The 17,025-nt window shown below is 47.7% G+C and carries 12 protein-coding genes; 4 read left to right on the top strand and 8 right to left on the bottom strand.

Annotation, left to right across the window (positions count from 1 at the left end):
- Positions 1-114 precede the first annotated feature (114 nt).
- From BMW79_RS20100 to rhaT, 5 genes are read right to left on the bottom strand one after another with little or no spacing between them, the layout of a single operon-like run.
- A complete protein-coding gene (locus BMW79_RS20100) occupies positions 115-1,050 on the bottom strand; it encodes an alpha/beta hydrolase (protein ID WP_089897438.1) in 936 nt (311 codons plus the stop codon).
- 35 nt (positions 1,051-1,085) lie between these two features.
- Entirely contained in the window at positions 1,086-2,483 is a 1,398-nt protein-coding gene (locus tag BMW79_RS20105; protein ID WP_089897440.1) for an FGGY-family carbohydrate kinase, read from the bottom strand.
- Between the two features lie 13 nt (positions 2,484-2,496).
- Complete coding sequence (locus BMW79_RS20110; protein WP_089897443.1) at positions 2,497-3,771, bottom strand: TIM barrel protein; 1,275 nt, start codon at positions 3,769-3,771, stop codon at positions 2,497-2,499.
- A gap of 33 nt (positions 3,772-3,804) precedes the next feature.
- Entirely contained in the window at positions 3,805-5,931 is a 2,127-nt protein-coding gene (locus BMW79_RS20115) for a bifunctional aldolase/short-chain dehydrogenase (protein WP_089897446.1), read from the bottom strand.
- Between the two features lie 43 nt (positions 5,932-5,974).
- Positions 5,975-7,030: an L-rhamnose/proton symporter RhaT gene (gene rhaT, locus BMW79_RS20120; protein WP_089903993.1), complete on the bottom strand. Its 1,056-nt coding sequence runs from the start codon at positions 7,028-7,030 to the stop codon at positions 5,975-5,977.
- Positions 7,031-7,222: 192 nt separating this feature from the next.
- Here rhaT and BMW79_RS20125 point away from each other — a divergent pair, with 192 nt between their 5' ends.
- The 3 genes from BMW79_RS20125 to BMW79_RS20135 all read left to right on the top strand — a co-directional run bounded on the left by BMW79_RS20125 (position 7,223) and on the right by BMW79_RS20135 (position 11,015).
- Positions 7,223-8,254: a GntR family transcriptional regulator gene (locus tag BMW79_RS20125; RefSeq protein WP_089897448.1), complete on the top strand. Its 1,032-nt coding sequence runs from the start codon at positions 7,223-7,225 to the stop codon at positions 8,252-8,254.
- A 35-nt stretch (positions 8,255-8,289) separates the two neighbouring features.
- Entirely contained in the window at positions 8,290-8,526 is a 237-nt protein-coding gene (locus tag BMW79_RS20130) for a VF530 family protein (protein ID WP_089897450.1), read from the top strand.
- A gap of 134 nt (positions 8,527-8,660) precedes the next feature.
- Entirely contained in the window at positions 8,661-11,015 is a 2,355-nt protein-coding gene (locus BMW79_RS20135; protein WP_089897452.1) for an ABC transporter permease, read from the top strand.
- On the opposite strand, the gene BMW79_RS20140 is transcribed toward BMW79_RS20135, so the two are convergent.
- The 3 genes from BMW79_RS20140 to BMW79_RS20150 form a co-directional block, all read right to left on the bottom strand.
- Positions 11,012-11,533 (bottom strand): 3'-5' exoribonuclease domain-containing protein, encoded by a 522-nt coding sequence (locus BMW79_RS20140; RefSeq protein WP_089897454.1) that lies wholly within the window; start codon positions 11,531-11,533, stop codon positions 11,012-11,014. The two genes, BMW79_RS20135 and BMW79_RS20140, sit on opposite strands and share 4 nt — an antisense overlap.
- 314 nt (positions 11,534-11,847) lie before the next feature.
- Positions 11,848-12,870, bottom strand: coding sequence for a serine hydrolase domain-containing protein (locus tag BMW79_RS20145; RefSeq protein WP_089897456.1), 1,023 nt, complete (start codon positions 12,868-12,870; stop codon positions 11,848-11,850).
- A 1-nt stretch (position 12,871) separates the two neighbouring features.
- A complete protein-coding gene (locus tag BMW79_RS20150; RefSeq protein ID WP_089897458.1) occupies positions 12,872-13,624 on the bottom strand; it encodes an SGNH/GDSL hydrolase family protein in 753 nt (250 codons plus the stop codon).
- Between the two features lie 305 nt (positions 13,625-13,929).
- On the opposite strand from BMW79_RS20150, the gene BMW79_RS20155 reads away from it, so the two are divergent.
- Positions 13,930-17,016, top strand: coding sequence for a SusC/RagA family TonB-linked outer membrane protein (locus tag BMW79_RS20155; protein ID WP_177192259.1), 3,087 nt, complete (start codon positions 13,930-13,932; stop codon positions 17,014-17,016).
- Positions 17,017-17,025 lie beyond the last annotated feature (9 nt).

The raw sequence follows: 17,025 nt of genomic DNA on the forward strand, positions 1-17,025 counted from the left end.
AATCAAATACGTGCAATTCGTTTATGCGTAAAAGTGATGACAGCAGTTTTCCCGGACACCGGGGCAGCCATGCTGCCGGCGCCTCTACAGGCATTACCAAAATAGAGAAAAGAATCAGTATAACTGTCCTGTACCACCCTGTAGCAAAGGATTGCCCGGGTTGAGCATCCCCATGCGGCCCATCCATTTAAGGGTCGTCTGCATCCATACTTCTACCGGCAGCTTTAATACAAAGCCATGATTACCTTCCGGGTAGATATGCATTTCTGCGGGTACGTGCTGGTGGCGCAAGGCCTGGTAAAACAGGAAACTGTTATCTACATCAACAACGGTATCGTCGCCGGTGTGGAACAAAATGGTGGGCGGTGTTTGTGGTGTCACCTGCCGGTCGTTGGAATAATTTTTTATGCGCAGTTCATCCGGTTGATTGCCCAGCAACCGCTGACGGGAACCGGGATGGGTCAGGTTCTTTTCCATACTGATCACCGGGTATACCAGGATCATAAAATCGGGACGCAGGTTGAGGCCTGCGTTGGCAGCCAGTACCGGCCGGTCGAAATGTGTGCCGACAGTGGAAGCCAGGTGTCCTCCCGCAGAGAAGCCCATGATCCCGACCCTTTTGGTATCAATGTTCCATTCAGTGGCGCGGGAACGGATGATCTTCATGGCTTCCTGTGCATCCTGCAACGGGCCACTGCTCTTATCCTGCATGATCTTATCATCGGGTAAACGATATTTCAGCACAAAGGCGGCAATTCCCTGCTGCTGAAAATATGCCGCGATATCCAATCCCTCTTTCTGCAATACCACCCAGGTGTAGGCACCGCCCGGACAGATCAGTACCGCTGTACCGGTCGCCTTTTCCTTCGACGGCAGATAGGCCGTCAGTGTGGGTACGCTGGTCAAAGCCCGGTTATTTTCCTTATCGGTGATTTCTTCATCCGGACCGGCAATACCGCCGGGAGGAAGACCGGTATATAAAGGCATTACGGTTTGTGCGTTGGCAGCAAAGGCAACAAAGCTGAAGAGGGAAATCAGGAGGGAACGCATAGTATTATTTATTGGTCGTAATGATAATCAAAACTTCATAAAGTAGCATCATGCGTCACCGAATAATATTTCAGTTCTATCAGGTCGTTGGGCATTTTCTTGCTGTTCCACGCATGGTGAATGGCCAGTGCTGCTCCCATAGCAGTAGCCTGCGCCATAGACGCAGCAAATATTTCAATATCCGGAAACAGGGCTGCCAGCAGGTTCATGTAAATAACGTTTTTGCTGAAGCCACCGTCAACGAATATACGTTTTACTGCGGCGCCTTTCAGCACCCGGCTGGTGGCGATATATTGCTGGTTGGCAATGTCCAGTACCAACTGATGATACGCTTCAATATCCGATGCAAAGCTATCCAGGTTGCGCTGCCCGAACAACGACACCTGCAACGTGCCTTTTTCTGCGGCTGGCGGCGGTGTATCCTGTTTATTTCTTTCTCTCAGTAAACGGATGATGTTGCCATCGTATTCCACGCTGCGATAGCGGCCGGTATGCTGGTTGAAATGCGCTGCAATGCGTTTCACCTGCTGCTCGTGTTCATACCCGGCAAACAGGCGGGAAGCCTTCACCGGCTTGCCCTGGAACGACAGGTAGCATAAGCAGTCGGCAGCCAGTTCTTCCGGCGTAAGCGGTGTATCGTTAAACGGATTAAGACTGATACACCAGGTGCCGGTAGAGATCAGCACAAATGGCTCATGAAAGTTCACCAGGTACGGAATCAGGGCGGCAGAACTGTCGTGCAGTCCGGTGCCAACGGCATAGTTATTTCCCGGAAAGGCGGCGGGCATTACATCTCCGGAGGAGTACAATGGCGCCAGCTTTTCCAGCACGCCTTCTTTTATCACCCATGGATGATAGTTGTTCTGCTTAAAATCCCAGAAATTGGTATGGCAACCGATGCTCGTCATATCAGAGCAGGGAACGCCCGACAGCAGGTAGCTCATGTATTGCGGCAGATGCAATGCATATTTTATCTGCGCGAATATTTCCGGTTTTTCATACTTCAGGCGGTACAACTGCATCCCGGAATTAAGGCTGCCCAACACGGGGGAAGCGGTCTGCACAGAAAATGCAGCCTCTCCCCCATAGTTGTGATAGAACTGCTCGCTTAATGCAGCAGGATATTCTTTCAGGTAATTATACAGCGGAGTTAATGGGCGCCCTTCTTCATCAATGTAAACGAGGCTTGCACCATAGGTAGAGAAATTGATGGCTTTGATCACCACATCTTTTCTACTGAATACTTCCCTCAGGGAGTCAAATACAGAAAGCCGGAGGCTTTCCAGGTTTTCACAGGGCGCGCCATCTTCATCCATGGTTTCCGTGAAACGGGCGGTCCGCTCAAAGATAATCCGGTACTGTTCATCAAAAAGAAACAGTTTCTTGTTGGTTTTTCCAACATCAAAGATGGCAATAACGGGAATTTCGTTCATAAACACATTTAAATTACAAACCAGTCGCCATAGTTTTAGCGCCTCTTTCACGGATCAGGTGTTCTCTCACTTTCTCTGAACGATAGAGTGCCAGCGGGTTTAATGCACCGCCGGATTGCATTCTGGCAGCAGCCACCAGGGATCTTACATCTGTGCGGAACGCCTGTTGCAGTATTTCCTGCGCGGTTACCACATCATTATTTTGTTGTGCAGCCAGCAACTTCTTACGGTCTACCAGCAATGCCTGTGCATAGGTGATCATGATCGCTTCTACTGATTGCAGCAGGTCTTCCAGCGGATCTTTCACATTATGGGAAGCATCAATCATCCAGCCGAGATCGGTGGTATGGTTCATGCCACGGGCATCCATACCTTCCACCAGTTCATTAAAGATCAGGAAGAGCTGGTAAGGTTTGATGCTTCCTACGGTAAGATCATCATCCCCGTATTTGGAATCATTGAAATGGAAGCCACCCAGCTTGCCTTCCATCAGCAGCAGGGACACGATCTGTTCAATGTTGGCATTGGGCAGATGATGACCAAGATCTACCAGTGTATAGGCTTTAGGGCCGAGTTTATTGGCGTAGAGGAGCGACTGTCCCCAGTCGCCCACCGTAGTGGAATAAAAATTAGGCTCGGCTGCTTTGTATTCTACAAATATTTTCCAGTGATCCGGCAGGGCCGCATAAATTTCCCGGAGGCCTTCCAGGGTATTCTGGAAAGCATGGCGGAAATTCAGCTGACCGGGAAAGCAGGAACCATCCGACAACCACACCGTGAGGGCTTCAGAACCCAGTTCTATACCATGACGGATCACTTCTATGTTATGCTCAATCGCCTGTTTACGGACGTCTTTATTGACATGTTGCAGCGAGCCGAATTTATAGCTATGCTCCTGTCCCGGCTGATCCTGGAAGGTATTTGAATTCATGGCATCGAAGCGCAGTCCGTGCTGGGCGGCCATGGTTTTGATATGCGTCGGATTAGAAGGAATATCCCATGGAATATGCAGGGATATGGCGCCACTGGACTGGTTCAACTGATGTATCAAGCCAATGTCTTCTATCTTTTCTTCCAGGTTGCGTGGTTCGCCACCACCGGGGAACCTGCCGAAGCGGGTACCACCGGTGCCAAGGGCCCAGCTGGGAATACCCACCTGGAAGGCCATCAACTGCTGCAATATTTCCGGTACATTTTTTATTTCTCCCGAAAGATAATCAAATGCACGCTGCTGGGCCGCCATACCAGCCTGGTTATGTTCCTGTATTTTATATTGTTCAATTTTCATGGTGATCGTTTAAACGCAGATAAAATAATGTTTTTATCTCACAAATGCCATAGCCACTCCCCCATCTACGTTGAGTACGTTGCCGGTAGCTTTGTTGAGCAGGCCTCCCACAAAAGCATAGCAGGCATTGGCGATATCTTCCGGCACAATGATTTCATTGAGCAGGGTACGTTTAGCATAGAATGCAGGCAGTTCTTCCACCTTTACACCATAAGCTTTGGCGCGGCCTTCTGCCCATGCACCTGCCCATATCTTGCTATCGGAAATAACTGCATCCGGGTTTACTACGTTTACGCGTATACGATCTTTACCCAGTTCTGCCGCATTCAACCGGCTCAGGTGCAATTGGGCTGCTTTTGCGGAACCATAGGCCGCATTGTTAGGACCCGATACCAACGCATTTTTACTCACGATATTCAGCACATCGCCGCCAGTATCCTGTTTGCGCATGATCTCTACACCGGTTTGCGTTACTAAAAACTGTCCTTTTACCAGTACATCATACAACAGGTCCCAGTCCTTTTCCGTATGTTCTTCCAATGGTTTGGAGATAGACAGACCAGCGCAGTTTACGATGATATCTACGCCACCGAAGGCCAGTACGGCGGTGTTGTATGTTTTATGGATAGAAGCGGCATCGGTAACATCCAGCAGGTCTGCTGCAAATACATCTTTACCGTACAGTTTATTGAATTCTTCTGTGGCAGATGCCAGTCGTTGTGCATCGTTGTCATTGATCACCACTACGGCGCCTTCTTCGGCAAACTTCCTGGCAATTGCTTTACCGATACCGCCGGCGCTACCGGTTACCAATGCAATTCTGCCGGTAAGGGCTTTCGGTTTGGGCATGCGTTGCAGCTTCGCTTCTTCCAGCAACCAGTATTCAATATTGAATGCTTCCTGGCGGGGCAGTGAAGTATATTCAGAAATCGCTTCCGCGCCTTTCATCACGTTGATGGCGTTGATATAGAATTCAGCAGCTACGCGGGCGGTTTGTTTATCTTTTGCAAAGGTGAACATACCTACGCCGGGATACAGGATCACCACAGGATTGGGATCGCGCATGGCCGGGCTGTTGGGATGTTTGCAGGTATTGTAATACGCGGCATACATTTCCCGGTAGTCGGCAAACAACGGTGCAAGGCCTGCTTTGATGGTAGCTACTTCTGAGAGATTGGCATCCGGAGCGATATTCAGTACCAGCGGGCTGATCTTGGTACGCAGGAAGTGATCCGGGCAACTGGTACCGAGTGGGGCCAGTCTGTCGAGATCATTGGAGTTGATAAATTCCAGTACCCTGGCATCATCGGTAAAATGACCTACCATTTTCTGCTGAGAAGAGCAGTATCCACGCAATACCGGCGCCAGTGCGGCGGCCTGGGCTTTGCGCTGATCAGCGGAAAGGGACTGTATTTTCGCACCACCAAAAACGGGTTTGTTAACACCGGTATGTTCCTGGAGGTATTCAGCGCAACGCTCAATCACCTCCAGCGTGTTGATATAGCTTTCATAAGCGGTATCGCCCCAGGTGAAGAGACCGTGTGAGCCGAGCATGATACCACGGATTCCCGGGTTTTCATCAAGGCACTGTTTCAGCTGCAATCCGAGGTCAAATCCGGGCTTCTGCCAGGGTACCCAGCCAATAGTGCCGTTGAACAGCTCCTGCGTGATTTTCTGGCCGTCTTTTGCCGCTGCAATTGCAATGGCAGCATCCGGATGGAGGTGGTCAATATGTTTGAACGGGAGAAATCCATGGAGGGGGGTATCAATGGAAGGTGCCTTGGAGCTGAGATCGTAGATGCAATGGTTGAACAGTTCCACCATCTCATCTTCATGTGTAATACCCCTGTAAATATGTTGCAGGCTGCGAAGACGATCCACATACAAAGCGGCGAGGCCACTTTTTTTGAGTGTGCCCAGGTCTCCGCCGGAACCCTTTACCCACATTACTTCTACCGGTTCTCCTGTTAATGGATCCTTGGCCATGGCTTTGCAGGAAGTATTACCACCGCCGTAGTTGGTCAACCGGAGATCTGCACCGAGTAAATTGGAACGATAGATCAGCAAGGCAACTTCATCACCAGCCATGGAGGCGGCTGTTGCTTCATCCCATAAATAGCTGACATGCCTGAATTGCGTAGTGGTTCCATCTAAAGACATACTCTATAATTTTTAACGTTTTTAATTGCGATAATGCTGCGGGTTAATTTTCAAGTGAATTACCATATCCCACAAGGACAACGGATAGAATGATAGTGAATATACCGAGTGAAATAGCGATGAATGTTTTTCTGCTGGCGTTCTTCCATTCCTTCAGCACAAAACCCCACATACCGGAAATGAGGATAATAAAGGCCATATGCAGGATCCAGGAGCTGGCGTCGTTACCGAGTTTACTTTCTCCCATACCATAGAAAAAGAATTGCAGGAACCAGGTAGTGCCCGCGATGGCTGCGAACAGATAGTTCTTTACCAACGGGGTACCTTTGTTCGTATAATCGTTAAAGGAGCGGTTACGTTTATTCAGCAGCATACACCAGATAAAATTGGTAGTGAGGCCGCCCAGCATAATTACTACAAAAATAACATTGTTCCGGAACAGCGGATTGGCATTATTTGCTTCTGCCGCCTTTCCCATGCTGTTACCCGCTGTGATCGCAAAACTCATACAGGCACTCAGAATACCGGAAACAATGGCTACTGCCAGCCCTTTGCGTAGATTGAATTCCTGGATGCTCTCAGTTTTCTGTTCACCGGTGAGTTCCCTTTCCTTCAGCATCCCCGCCCTTCCGCAGATCGCAATACCTACCAGGCAAACCACTACGCCGGATAATACATATAAACCTCTGCTGCTGTGCAACATAGCGCCAAAAGTATTGGGATCATCTGTAAATAAACCCCGGTAAATAGGTGGAATCAGCGCGCCAAAGGCAGAACAGAAGCCCAGGGCCACTGCCATACCCAGCGACATGCCCAGGTAACGCATAGACAAACCGAAGGTTAACCCGCCAATTCCCCATAAAACACCCAGGAAATAAGTCCAGAAAAGTACACTGCCTTCTGCCTGACTGATGATATCGATGAAACCCGGCACCGTAAGCCAGGCCGCCAGTAATGGTACCACAAGCCAGGAAAAGATACCGCCCACAATCCAGTAACTCTCCCAACTCCATCCCTTTACTTTTTTGTAGGGGATATAAAAACTTCCGGACGCAAATCCACCTATAAAGTGGAATAAAACTCCCAATAAAGCCTGCATAATGATGTAGTAATTTGTAACGTGGAAAACTAATGTTCCATAAAAATAAAACATGTAACTTTTAGAACTGTCATGGACTGTCATGGTTCCGGCATCCGGTAGTAATTGTAGAATTAAATCACTATCATTGCCGGGAAAACAGCCATGTAAGCACCTGGTAGCTTATTCCACGGGATCAAATACTGATGAACCATGAAACAACATCCGATTTTTAAATACCTGTTCATTGACGATTTCTCTGCCACGCCTAAATATTATCAGCTGGCCAACTCTATCATCAAGGCCATTGTTGATAAAAAGGTGCAGCAGGATGATATCCTCCCTTCTATCAATGAAGTCAGTTATGCGTTTGAAATATCCAGGGATACCGCAGAAAAAGCGTACAAATACCTGAAAGGCCTGGGGATCCTGGGGTCTGTGCCTGGCAAGGGGTACTACGTACAGCAAACCAACCTTGATCAGCAATACAAGATACTTTTACTGTTCAACAAACTGAGCGAACACAAAAAAATAATTTACGATTCCTTTGCAGATAAGCTGGGAGAGCAGGCCAATATTGATTTCTATATCTATAACAGCGACTTTAGTTTATTCAAAAAACTATTGTCACAGAATATTAATGAATATACCCATATCGTGATCCTCCCTCATTTCCGGGAGCGCTGGGAACATGTGGATGAAGTGATCAATACCATCCCGAAAGAGAAACTGATCCTGCTGGATAAAAAGCTGAAAGGCGTAACCGGCGAATATGGCGCGGTGTATGAAAATTTCCAGGAAGATATTTATGGTGCGCTCGAACAGGCCAGGGACAAGCTCCAACAGTATCACACCATGAAAATTATTTACCCGGAAAACACCTACTACCCGGAAGAAATTTATGAAGGCTTTATGCAGTTCTGCCAGAACTATGCCTTTAACAGTAAAAAAGTAAATGATATTTCGGAAGAAGATATTCAACCGGGAGACGTTTATATCAACCTGCGGGAAAACGACCTCGTATCGCTGATGGAAAGAATCCTTTCCCTGAACCTCCGGATAGGCAAGGATGTAGGGATTATTTCGTACAATGAAACGCCGCTGAAAAAATTCATCCTCGATGGCATCACCACTATTTCTACGGACTTTAAGTCGATGGGAGAAATGGCGGCACAACTGATACTGGATAATTCCCGGGCGCAGATTGAAGTGCCCTTTCATGTGACCATGCGGGCATCTTTATAGATATGCTTATCTTTGAGGCACTAAAACGGTACAACATGCAAACACCAGGCGCTTCCAATGATCCATTGCACGGACTTACACTAGAGAAAATAGTGACACATCTTTATGAGAGCTATGGCTGGGAAGAACTGGGCTACCAGGTAAGAATTAATTGCTTTATCAGCAATCCATCGGTACAGAGCAGTTTGAAGTTTTTACGCAAAACTCCCTGGGCGCGTAAAAAAGTGGAAGACTTTTACGTGTATTCCTTAAGAAAAAAATTATTAAAATAATGTCCGGAAACGGACATTTATTTTTTCAAAACTGGACACTTTAAGGCTCCTTCTCTCCTTTTTAAGCTGATAATCAGCGATTTAATAAATGGCATTTGCTTCGCGCGGGTGTAAGTCCACGTAAAACCCAGCTTATGTTCATCAGTTACCTGAAAATAGCCTTCAGAACCATCAGGCGAAATATATCCTATACCTTCCTCAATGTTACCGGCTTAACCATAAGCATTGCGGCCTGCCTGCTTATTTTCCTGATTGTAAAGGATGAACTGAATTACGACGACTTTAAAAAGGCAGACCGGACTTACCGCATCACATTAAACGCGCTGGACTTTAATCCCAGCACGTCTATGGCCGTAGTACCCGCCCTCCGCAATGATTTCCCGGAGCTGGAGCAGGTATCGCAATATCTTTACCAACAGAACGGGCAGGTAAAAGCCGGAGACGTTACCTACCTCGAAAAAGGATTTGCCTTTGCTGATAACTCCTTCTTTAAGATATTTGACTACCCCTGGATGGCCGGGGATCCCAATACAGCACTGGCCGGACCCAACCAGGTAGTATTGACCCAAAGTATCGCCCACAAATATTTTGGTGACAAAGATCCGATGGGCCAGATTATTCAGCTGGAAGATCATTTCAACCTCCGGGTAACCGGCGTAATAAAAGCCGTGCCTCCCAATACCAGTCAACCTTTCCTCTTCATGGTATCTTATGAAACCATCAAAGATAAAGACGTAGCACATCGCCCCTTTTTTAATATCCAGGGAGGTATCACCTATGTAGTGCTGCCGGAGCATTACCGCGCAGCACAACTGCAGGACAGGATGCAGGGTTTTATTGCAAAAAACTGGGGCGCCGACATTGCCGGCAAAGCGAAGTTGCTGGTACAACCGTTGAAAGAAATTCATTTTGACCAGCGCTACCTGGGAAACCCCGCCAGTCCTACCACCAGCCGCTCTATTTACTGGGGACTGGCCATAGTAGCATTATTCATTATTCTCACCGCCTGCATCAATTTTATCAATATGGCAACGGCGCAGGCCATCAGCCGCGCCAAAGAAGTAGGTGTACGCAAGGTGCTGGGTGCTTACCGCGTTCAGCTGATCCGGCAATTTCTTGCGGAAACCGGTCTGCTGGTGGTAACCGCCGTGGTCCTGGGCTTTGTTGCAGCCGTATTGTTGCTGCCTTACCTCTCGTCCTGGATGAACCTGAAAATAGAGGTATCGCAGCTGATGCAACCTGTTATACTCGGAGTTGTAGCAGGTATAACGGTAACGGTTATACTTTTAGCCGGATTGTATCCTGCATTCGTGCAATCGGCGTTCCAACCCGTAGCAGCACTCAAAAGCAATACGGGTGTAACATTCAGAGGACTGGCTTTAAGAAAGATACTGGTATCCACGCAGTTTGGTATTTCGCAGTTGTTGATTGTGGGTACCCTGATAGTAGGCTACCAGATGGACTTTCTGCAAAACAAGGATCTTGGATTCAATAAAACAGCCGTGATCTCTGTTGGCATTCCGGACGACAAAAAACAGGATCTCCTGCGCGAAGAATTACTGGCCATGCCGGATGTACAGGAGGTAAGCCTGTCGGCCGGCCCAATGGTAGGCGGTAGCCGCTTTACGGCCTTCCGTTACCCGGAAGGCGGCATTGTTGATGACGATGTAACGGAATTCAAAGCGGTAGATGACCAATATATGAAGATGTATTCCCTGCAGCTACTGGCGGGTGACAGTATCCGCAAGCGCATGGACAATGATACTGTTTTACGGGTGCTGGTCAATGAAACAATGACGCATAAACTAGGCATCCACGAGCCGGAAAAGGCGATCGGAAAGCGTTTCCTGGTAAATGGCGGGTACGCATTCATTTCAGGTGTGGTAAAAGATTTCCAGAGTGAATCACGTTATAAGAAGAGAAGGCCATGTGTATTGTTTTACGATGCCAGCGACTTCTTTACCGCGAGTATCCGGATCAAGCCAACTGATATGCGCAAAACAATTGCCGGCGTTGATAAATTATGGTCATCCCTTTTCACCGGAAAGCAGTTCCAATACCAGTTCCTGGACGATCGTATTGCCGGGCTGTACGAACAGGATCAAAAATTATATACCGCCTTCAAATTGTTTTCATCGCTGGCTATCGCCATTGGTTGTCTTGGTTTATACGGACTGGTAGCATTTGCGGCGGTGCAACGCACCAAAGAAGTAAGTATCCGCAAAGTGCTGGGCGCCTCGCTATTTAGTATTATAGGCCTGTTTGCAAAAGAGTTCATTGTGCTGATCATCGTGTCTTTCTCCATTGCGGGGCCACTGGCCTGGTGGGTGATGAATCAATGGCTGGATCATTTCGCCTATCAGACGCAGATCAGCGGAGGCACCTTTGTGATCGCCATCAGCATCTCCGTTGTAATTGCGGGTGTCACTATCGCTTACCAGTCTGTCAAAGCAGGGCTGGTAAATCCGGTAAAAAGCTTACGCAGCTAACTCAGTTTAATTTTCAGCCCCATGGTCCGTTTCATGGTGAGCAGCGCTTCTGCATTACCTTTTGCATCATCTACCGGGTGATGGGTGTGCGCGGTTTTCCGCAGATGTTTGAAAGTTTGAAACGTGTCTTTGGTAATACCCTTGTACAAGCTGCCCAGGTTCTGGGAACTGAATCCGAAAGGATTTTCTCCCAGGAAATGATGAAAATACCAGCAGATAAACATCCAGTCGAAACCGTTATTGTCACTGATAAAAATGGGCCGGTCCTTACTCACGGAGCTGATCCATATTTTAAATGCCTGCATTACCTGCTGCGGATCATCAAAGCCCATTGTTTCTTCGCGGGTATGCGTGGACACGGCCAACGCCTGCGGAATAAACTTATCGGAAATGGGTTTAAGCTGACCATAGAACGACTGGTCCAGTTGTTCATTTACGAGTACGGCGCCAAAGGAAATCATAGAGTAATCGCCGGGGATGGGACCGTCTGTTTCGACGTCCACCATAATAAAAGCCATGTGTTAAAGATTGTTGATTTGGGTTAAACAATTTGTTCACTATCTCACGAAATTATAAAATAATATTATATACACAAAGAAAAAGGCATCCCGGCTATGCCAGGATGCCTTTAACGCCAAAGCGTTAACAGATTCTTTTATGGAGCCGCCTGTGGTTAAACTAAATTAACCTTAGGTGTCCATGAATATTCTGTAGATAGCATGAATACCTCCTTTTCTTTGGTGAGTAATGAAACTACAAAAAAAATTCTGAATCAGAAAGCTTTACAACAAAAAAATAACATATCACCGCAGTGAAATTATATAACCAGTTGTTATTGCTGCTTTATTACGGTTGGCAATAATATTTCGCGGAGACTCCTTTCAAAGAAATAGGCCCGGGAAATATCTGTTGGCTGGTAAGCTACATTCTCCATTACGATCAAACTGGTACGGGTAGCGGGATAATAAAGATTCACCAGCGTAAACCCCATTTGTGGCATATAACCGGTATGCCCCAGTTCCCGGCCATCATCAGCCACCACAATGCCATAACCGGTGCCCATGCGGCCATACACGGTATGCTGCGTATGTTCCCATACATGCGTCATTTGCCGGTAACTGCTATCTGTAAGCAGTTTGCCGCCGTGTAATAATCCGTTCCAGCGCGCCAGGTCGGCGGCAGTAGATACCACACCGGCGCCACCGAGGTGCCAGTCCGGAATGGAATCGTGGGAAACCTGGAGATGTCCGGTACTGTCTTCCACAAAACCCTGCACTGCCGGCAGCTGCCCGGCAATACCGGAATGCTTCATACCTGCCTTTTTAAATAAGGCGTTCGCCAACTGCGTATAGGTTTTACCGGTAGTACGTTCCAATACTGATTTCAGCAGGGAATAACCAAAATTTGAATACGCATACTTAGTACCCGGCGTATATGCCAGCGGCTCATCGAACCAAACTACACCGGCCGTGTGGCTCAGTAACTGGTGAATAGTGATACTGTCGGCCCATTTATCCGTGATTTCCGGAAGATAGGTATGCAGGGTTTGCTGCAATTGTATGTGTCCTTTTTCCACTTCCTGTAATATCATTACTGCTGTCATTTGTTTGGTGACAGACATAATAATAAAAGGACTGTTATTCCGGAGTGGTTGTTTTTTTTCCCGGTTGGCATCCCCCTGACTTTTCGCATACCAGGTTTTACCCTGCTTTGTGATGAGTACCACACCATTGAATGCACGTACATTTTTTGTGTTCAGCAGGGAATCTATGCGGGTGGTAATTGCCTGCTGTGCGGTAGCCACACTACCTGTCAGCGCCAGCAAACCGGTCAGAATATATAAGCGGATTTTCAATCTATTTCTTTTTTAATGCTGCTGCAATCGCTTTTTCCGCCAGTGGTCCCATTACAAGATATCCTGCTTTGTTAGGATGAACGCCATCATAGGTCAGTTCTGCTTTCAGTCCTTTCTTTTCATCTGCCATGGCGGTGTAATAATCCAGGTAGACGCAATTATTCTTCGCCGCATAATCTTTCAGCCGTTGGTTGAGGTCCGCAATTTTTGGTACGGGCTCCAATCCTTTACGCCATGGGTAGTCGAAGGCGGGAATCACGGAAGACAGCACCACCCGGATGCCATTGGCTTTAGCCAGTTCCGCCATGGATACAATATTACCAAAGATGGTTTCCACAGGCGTGTAACCCGTATTACCGGCAATATCGTTGGTTCCGGCCAGGATCACCACCACTTTAGGTTTCAGGTTGATGACATCGGGGCGGAAACGGATCAGCATCTGTGGGGTCGTCTGACCGCTGATACCACGGTTGATATATGGTTTGCCTTCAAAGAATTCCGGATTCAGGTTGCTCCAGCCGATGGTGATGGAGTTACCCATGAATACGACCCTTTGTTCACCTGCTTTGGGGGCAGTCACCTGGCTGTTGGCTTCCTGGAAACATTTCAGACAGGCCCAGTCCTGTTTCATCAGTTCTTCCCGTTGTTTTTTCTCTTTGGCAACGGCATCTACTGAGGTGGCGTCCTGTGCAAAAGCAGCGGTACCTAACAGAACGGAGGCTAATAGTGTAAGGCAGAATTTATTTCTTTTCATGAAAAGGCTTTTAAAGGCTTGCCGGAGGGCAGTTAATTAATGAAGCACCAAATAACAATATTTTCCGCATATTTTTCAATCCCCTATTCATTTTGACGGTATAAAAACGAGAAACAAACACCGGAAAAAACCACCTCCTTCCACCCGCCGATACAGGACAGTACAGGACAGTACAGGACGCAACAGGACAGGAATCTATGATTCTTCTACTAAATTTATTTCCGTAAAGAAATGCCGTTTTATCACACCTAATTCCACTTGTTATGATCAAAGTTTCCACCCTTTATCATAAAAGTTCTTCCTTAATGCTACGTTTTGGAGTTACTTTTTCTTTCTTGTTATCCGTGAGCTCCTATGGCTATGCGCAAAAGAATAACATCGGCGGCCAGGTCACAGATGCCGGCTCCGGCTCTCCCCTTCCCAGCGTTACGATTGGCGTAAAGGGCACCAGTCAGGGCGCATTCACAGACGCCAACGGCCGATACACCATTGCTGCCAGTGCTACAGATTCCCTGGTCTTCAGTATGATCGGTTATGTCTCCAAAACCTACCTGGTAGGCGCCCGTAATAAAATCAGTGTACAGCTGGAACCCAGCAATAAAGTACTCAACCAGGTAGTGGTAGTAGGATATGGTACACAACAGAAAAAAGATGTGACCGGCTCCGTGGGTATCGTTTCCATGAAAAACGTAAAAGACATGCCGGTAGCAGGTCCGGATCAGGCTTTAGCCGGACAGATCGCCGGTATTCAGGTGAGCACTTCCAACGGTATTCCCGGTGGAGGCCCACAGGTACAGGTACGCGGTATCGGTGCTGTAGGCGCCGGCAGCCAGCCACTTTATGTGGTAGATGGCTATCCGCTGGCTTCTTCCTCCGACCAGGTATCCAACCCGATGAATGCCATTAATCCGCAGGATATTGAATCGATGGCAGTACTGAAAGATGCGTCTGCCACCGCTATCTATGGTTCAAGAGGCGCCAACGGCGTAGTATTGATCACTACCAAACGAGGCAACTCCGGTATCCCCGCCATTCAACTTTCTGCTAACTATGGCCGTCAGACTATTCCTCAGAAAGGCCGTCCCAACCTGATGAACGGACAGGAATTCGCGCAGTTCAGAAAGGAAGCGATCGGAGATAATATCCGTTTTACCGAAAACAGGGAACCAACTGATGCCGATATACCGGAAGTATACCGCCACCCGGAACTGATCGGCGAAGGCACCAACTGGTTCGACGCCATCACCCGCGTAGCGCCTATGCAGGATATCAACCTGAGTGTAAGCGGTGGTACCGATAAAATAAGAACTTACGTATCTGCCGGTTATTACAACCAGGATGGTGTGATCATCAATTCCGGCTACCAGCGCTTCTCTGTAAGAGCTAACGTAGACGCAAATCTCACTGACCGTTTCAAAGTAGGCTTCAACGTGGCGCCTTCCTATACCACCCGCAAAGGCAACACCAACGGGGAAGGAAGAGAAGGCTTCTTTGGTATTGCCAGCCCGATAGAACCTATCTACAAACCAGATGGCAGTTATAATGAATATATACAGAGCCCCGGTACCTTTGGTTTACCTAACCCGGTAATGGCGCTGAATGAAATCACCAACCGCTCAAAAAGTACCCGTATCCTCTTCAACACTTATGGAGAATATGAAATTATCAAAAACCTGAAATTCAAATCTACCTTCAACGTAGATTACCAGGAAGGCAGCAGCGATTTTTTCAGACCTTCTACCATTGGTAATACAAACGCAGCACCGCCAAGCATTCCGTCCGGTTTATATACTTCCGGCAACTACCTGAACTGGCTGAACGAAAATACACTGACTTACCAGTACAATACCAGCAACGGACACGCTTTCACAGGCTTACTCGGCTACAGTGTGCAGTCGCAGAAAGAAGAAAGAACCGGTATCAATGCGGCTAACTTCCCCGATGATGATATCAAAACCATTAACGGCGCTGCTACCCTCACCAACAACGGCGATATTACCAATAAAACCGAATGGGCGTTAATATCTTACCTGGCAAGGATCAACTATGCCTACAAAGATAAATACCTGGTAACGGCTACTGTAAGAAGTGATGGTTCCTCCCGCTTTGGTCCCAATAACAGATGGGGTACCTTCCCCTCTGTAGCACTGGGCTGGCGTATATCGCAGGAAGATTTCATGAAATCCTCCCGCGTATTCAGCGACCTGAAACTGAGAGCCTCCTATGGTTTCTCCGGTAACTTCAACATCGGCGACTATCCCTACATGAGCAACATCGGTACCAGCGACTATGTACTGGGTGGCGCACTGGCCGGTGGCCGTGTAATGAACTCCCTCGGTAATCCAAACCTGGGATGGGAAAAAATGAAAGAATTAAATATAGGCGTTGACGTTGGATTGCTGAAAGACCGCATCTACCTGACCATCGATGCTTATAAGAGAAATACACAAGACCTGCTTTTACAGGTAGAAGTACCACAGTCCAGCGGATTCACCACCGTTACCCAGAACAAAGGGGATATGGAAAACAAAGGACTGGAAATCGGTATCTCCTCCCGTAACATCGAAAACAAAAACTTCAGCTGGACCACCAATTTCAATATTTCCTTCAACCGCAATAAAGTGCTGGCACTGGGTACAGACAATGCACCCATCTATTCCGGTAACAGTAGCGAGGGAAATCCTACAAACGTGAGCATGGTGGGTAAACCACTGGCCATGCTGTACGGCTATGTTTTTGATGGTATCTATCAGAACCAGGGTGAAGTAGATAAAGGCCCTGCGTTCCCGGGTGCTATTCCAGGCAACATCCGCTTCAAGGATATCAATGGCAATGGTGTGATCAATCCGCGTGAAGACTTTGCCATCATCGGTAATCCTTATCCGGACTTCAACTGGGGCATGACCAACACCTTTAACTACAAAAAGTTTGATCTGCGCATCCTCGTTGTGGGCTCTATGGGCGCCGACCGCTTACATGCCACCAACGATTACAATGGTAACATCGATGGCGTATTCAACGTAAGAAAAGATGTAGCCAACCGCTGGAGATCAGAAGCAAATCCAGGCAACGGCAAAGTACCTACTACCAATGGTTCCGGCCGTGGCAGGGTGATGTACCGCGATGTAAGCTCCCTGACTATCGAAAAGAATGACTACGCCTGGGTGAAAAACATTACCCTCGGTTATGCCATTCCGAAATTTGCCTTCGTGCAGAGTGCCAGGGTATATGCCAGCATACAGAATGCATTCCTCATCACCAACTACAGCGGCAACCCGGAAGTGACCAACTACATGGGTAAAGGCGGTAGCGGTGCACTGGTACCAGGTATCGATTATTCCAGCTACCCTGTTCCGAGAATTTTCTCCCTGGGTGCTAATCTTACTTTTTAATTCAGTTAC

Source organism: Chitinophaga arvensicola, assembly GCF_900110835.1.
GTDB lineage: Bacteria > Bacteroidota > Bacteroidia > Chitinophagales > Chitinophagaceae > Chitinophaga > Chitinophaga arvensicola.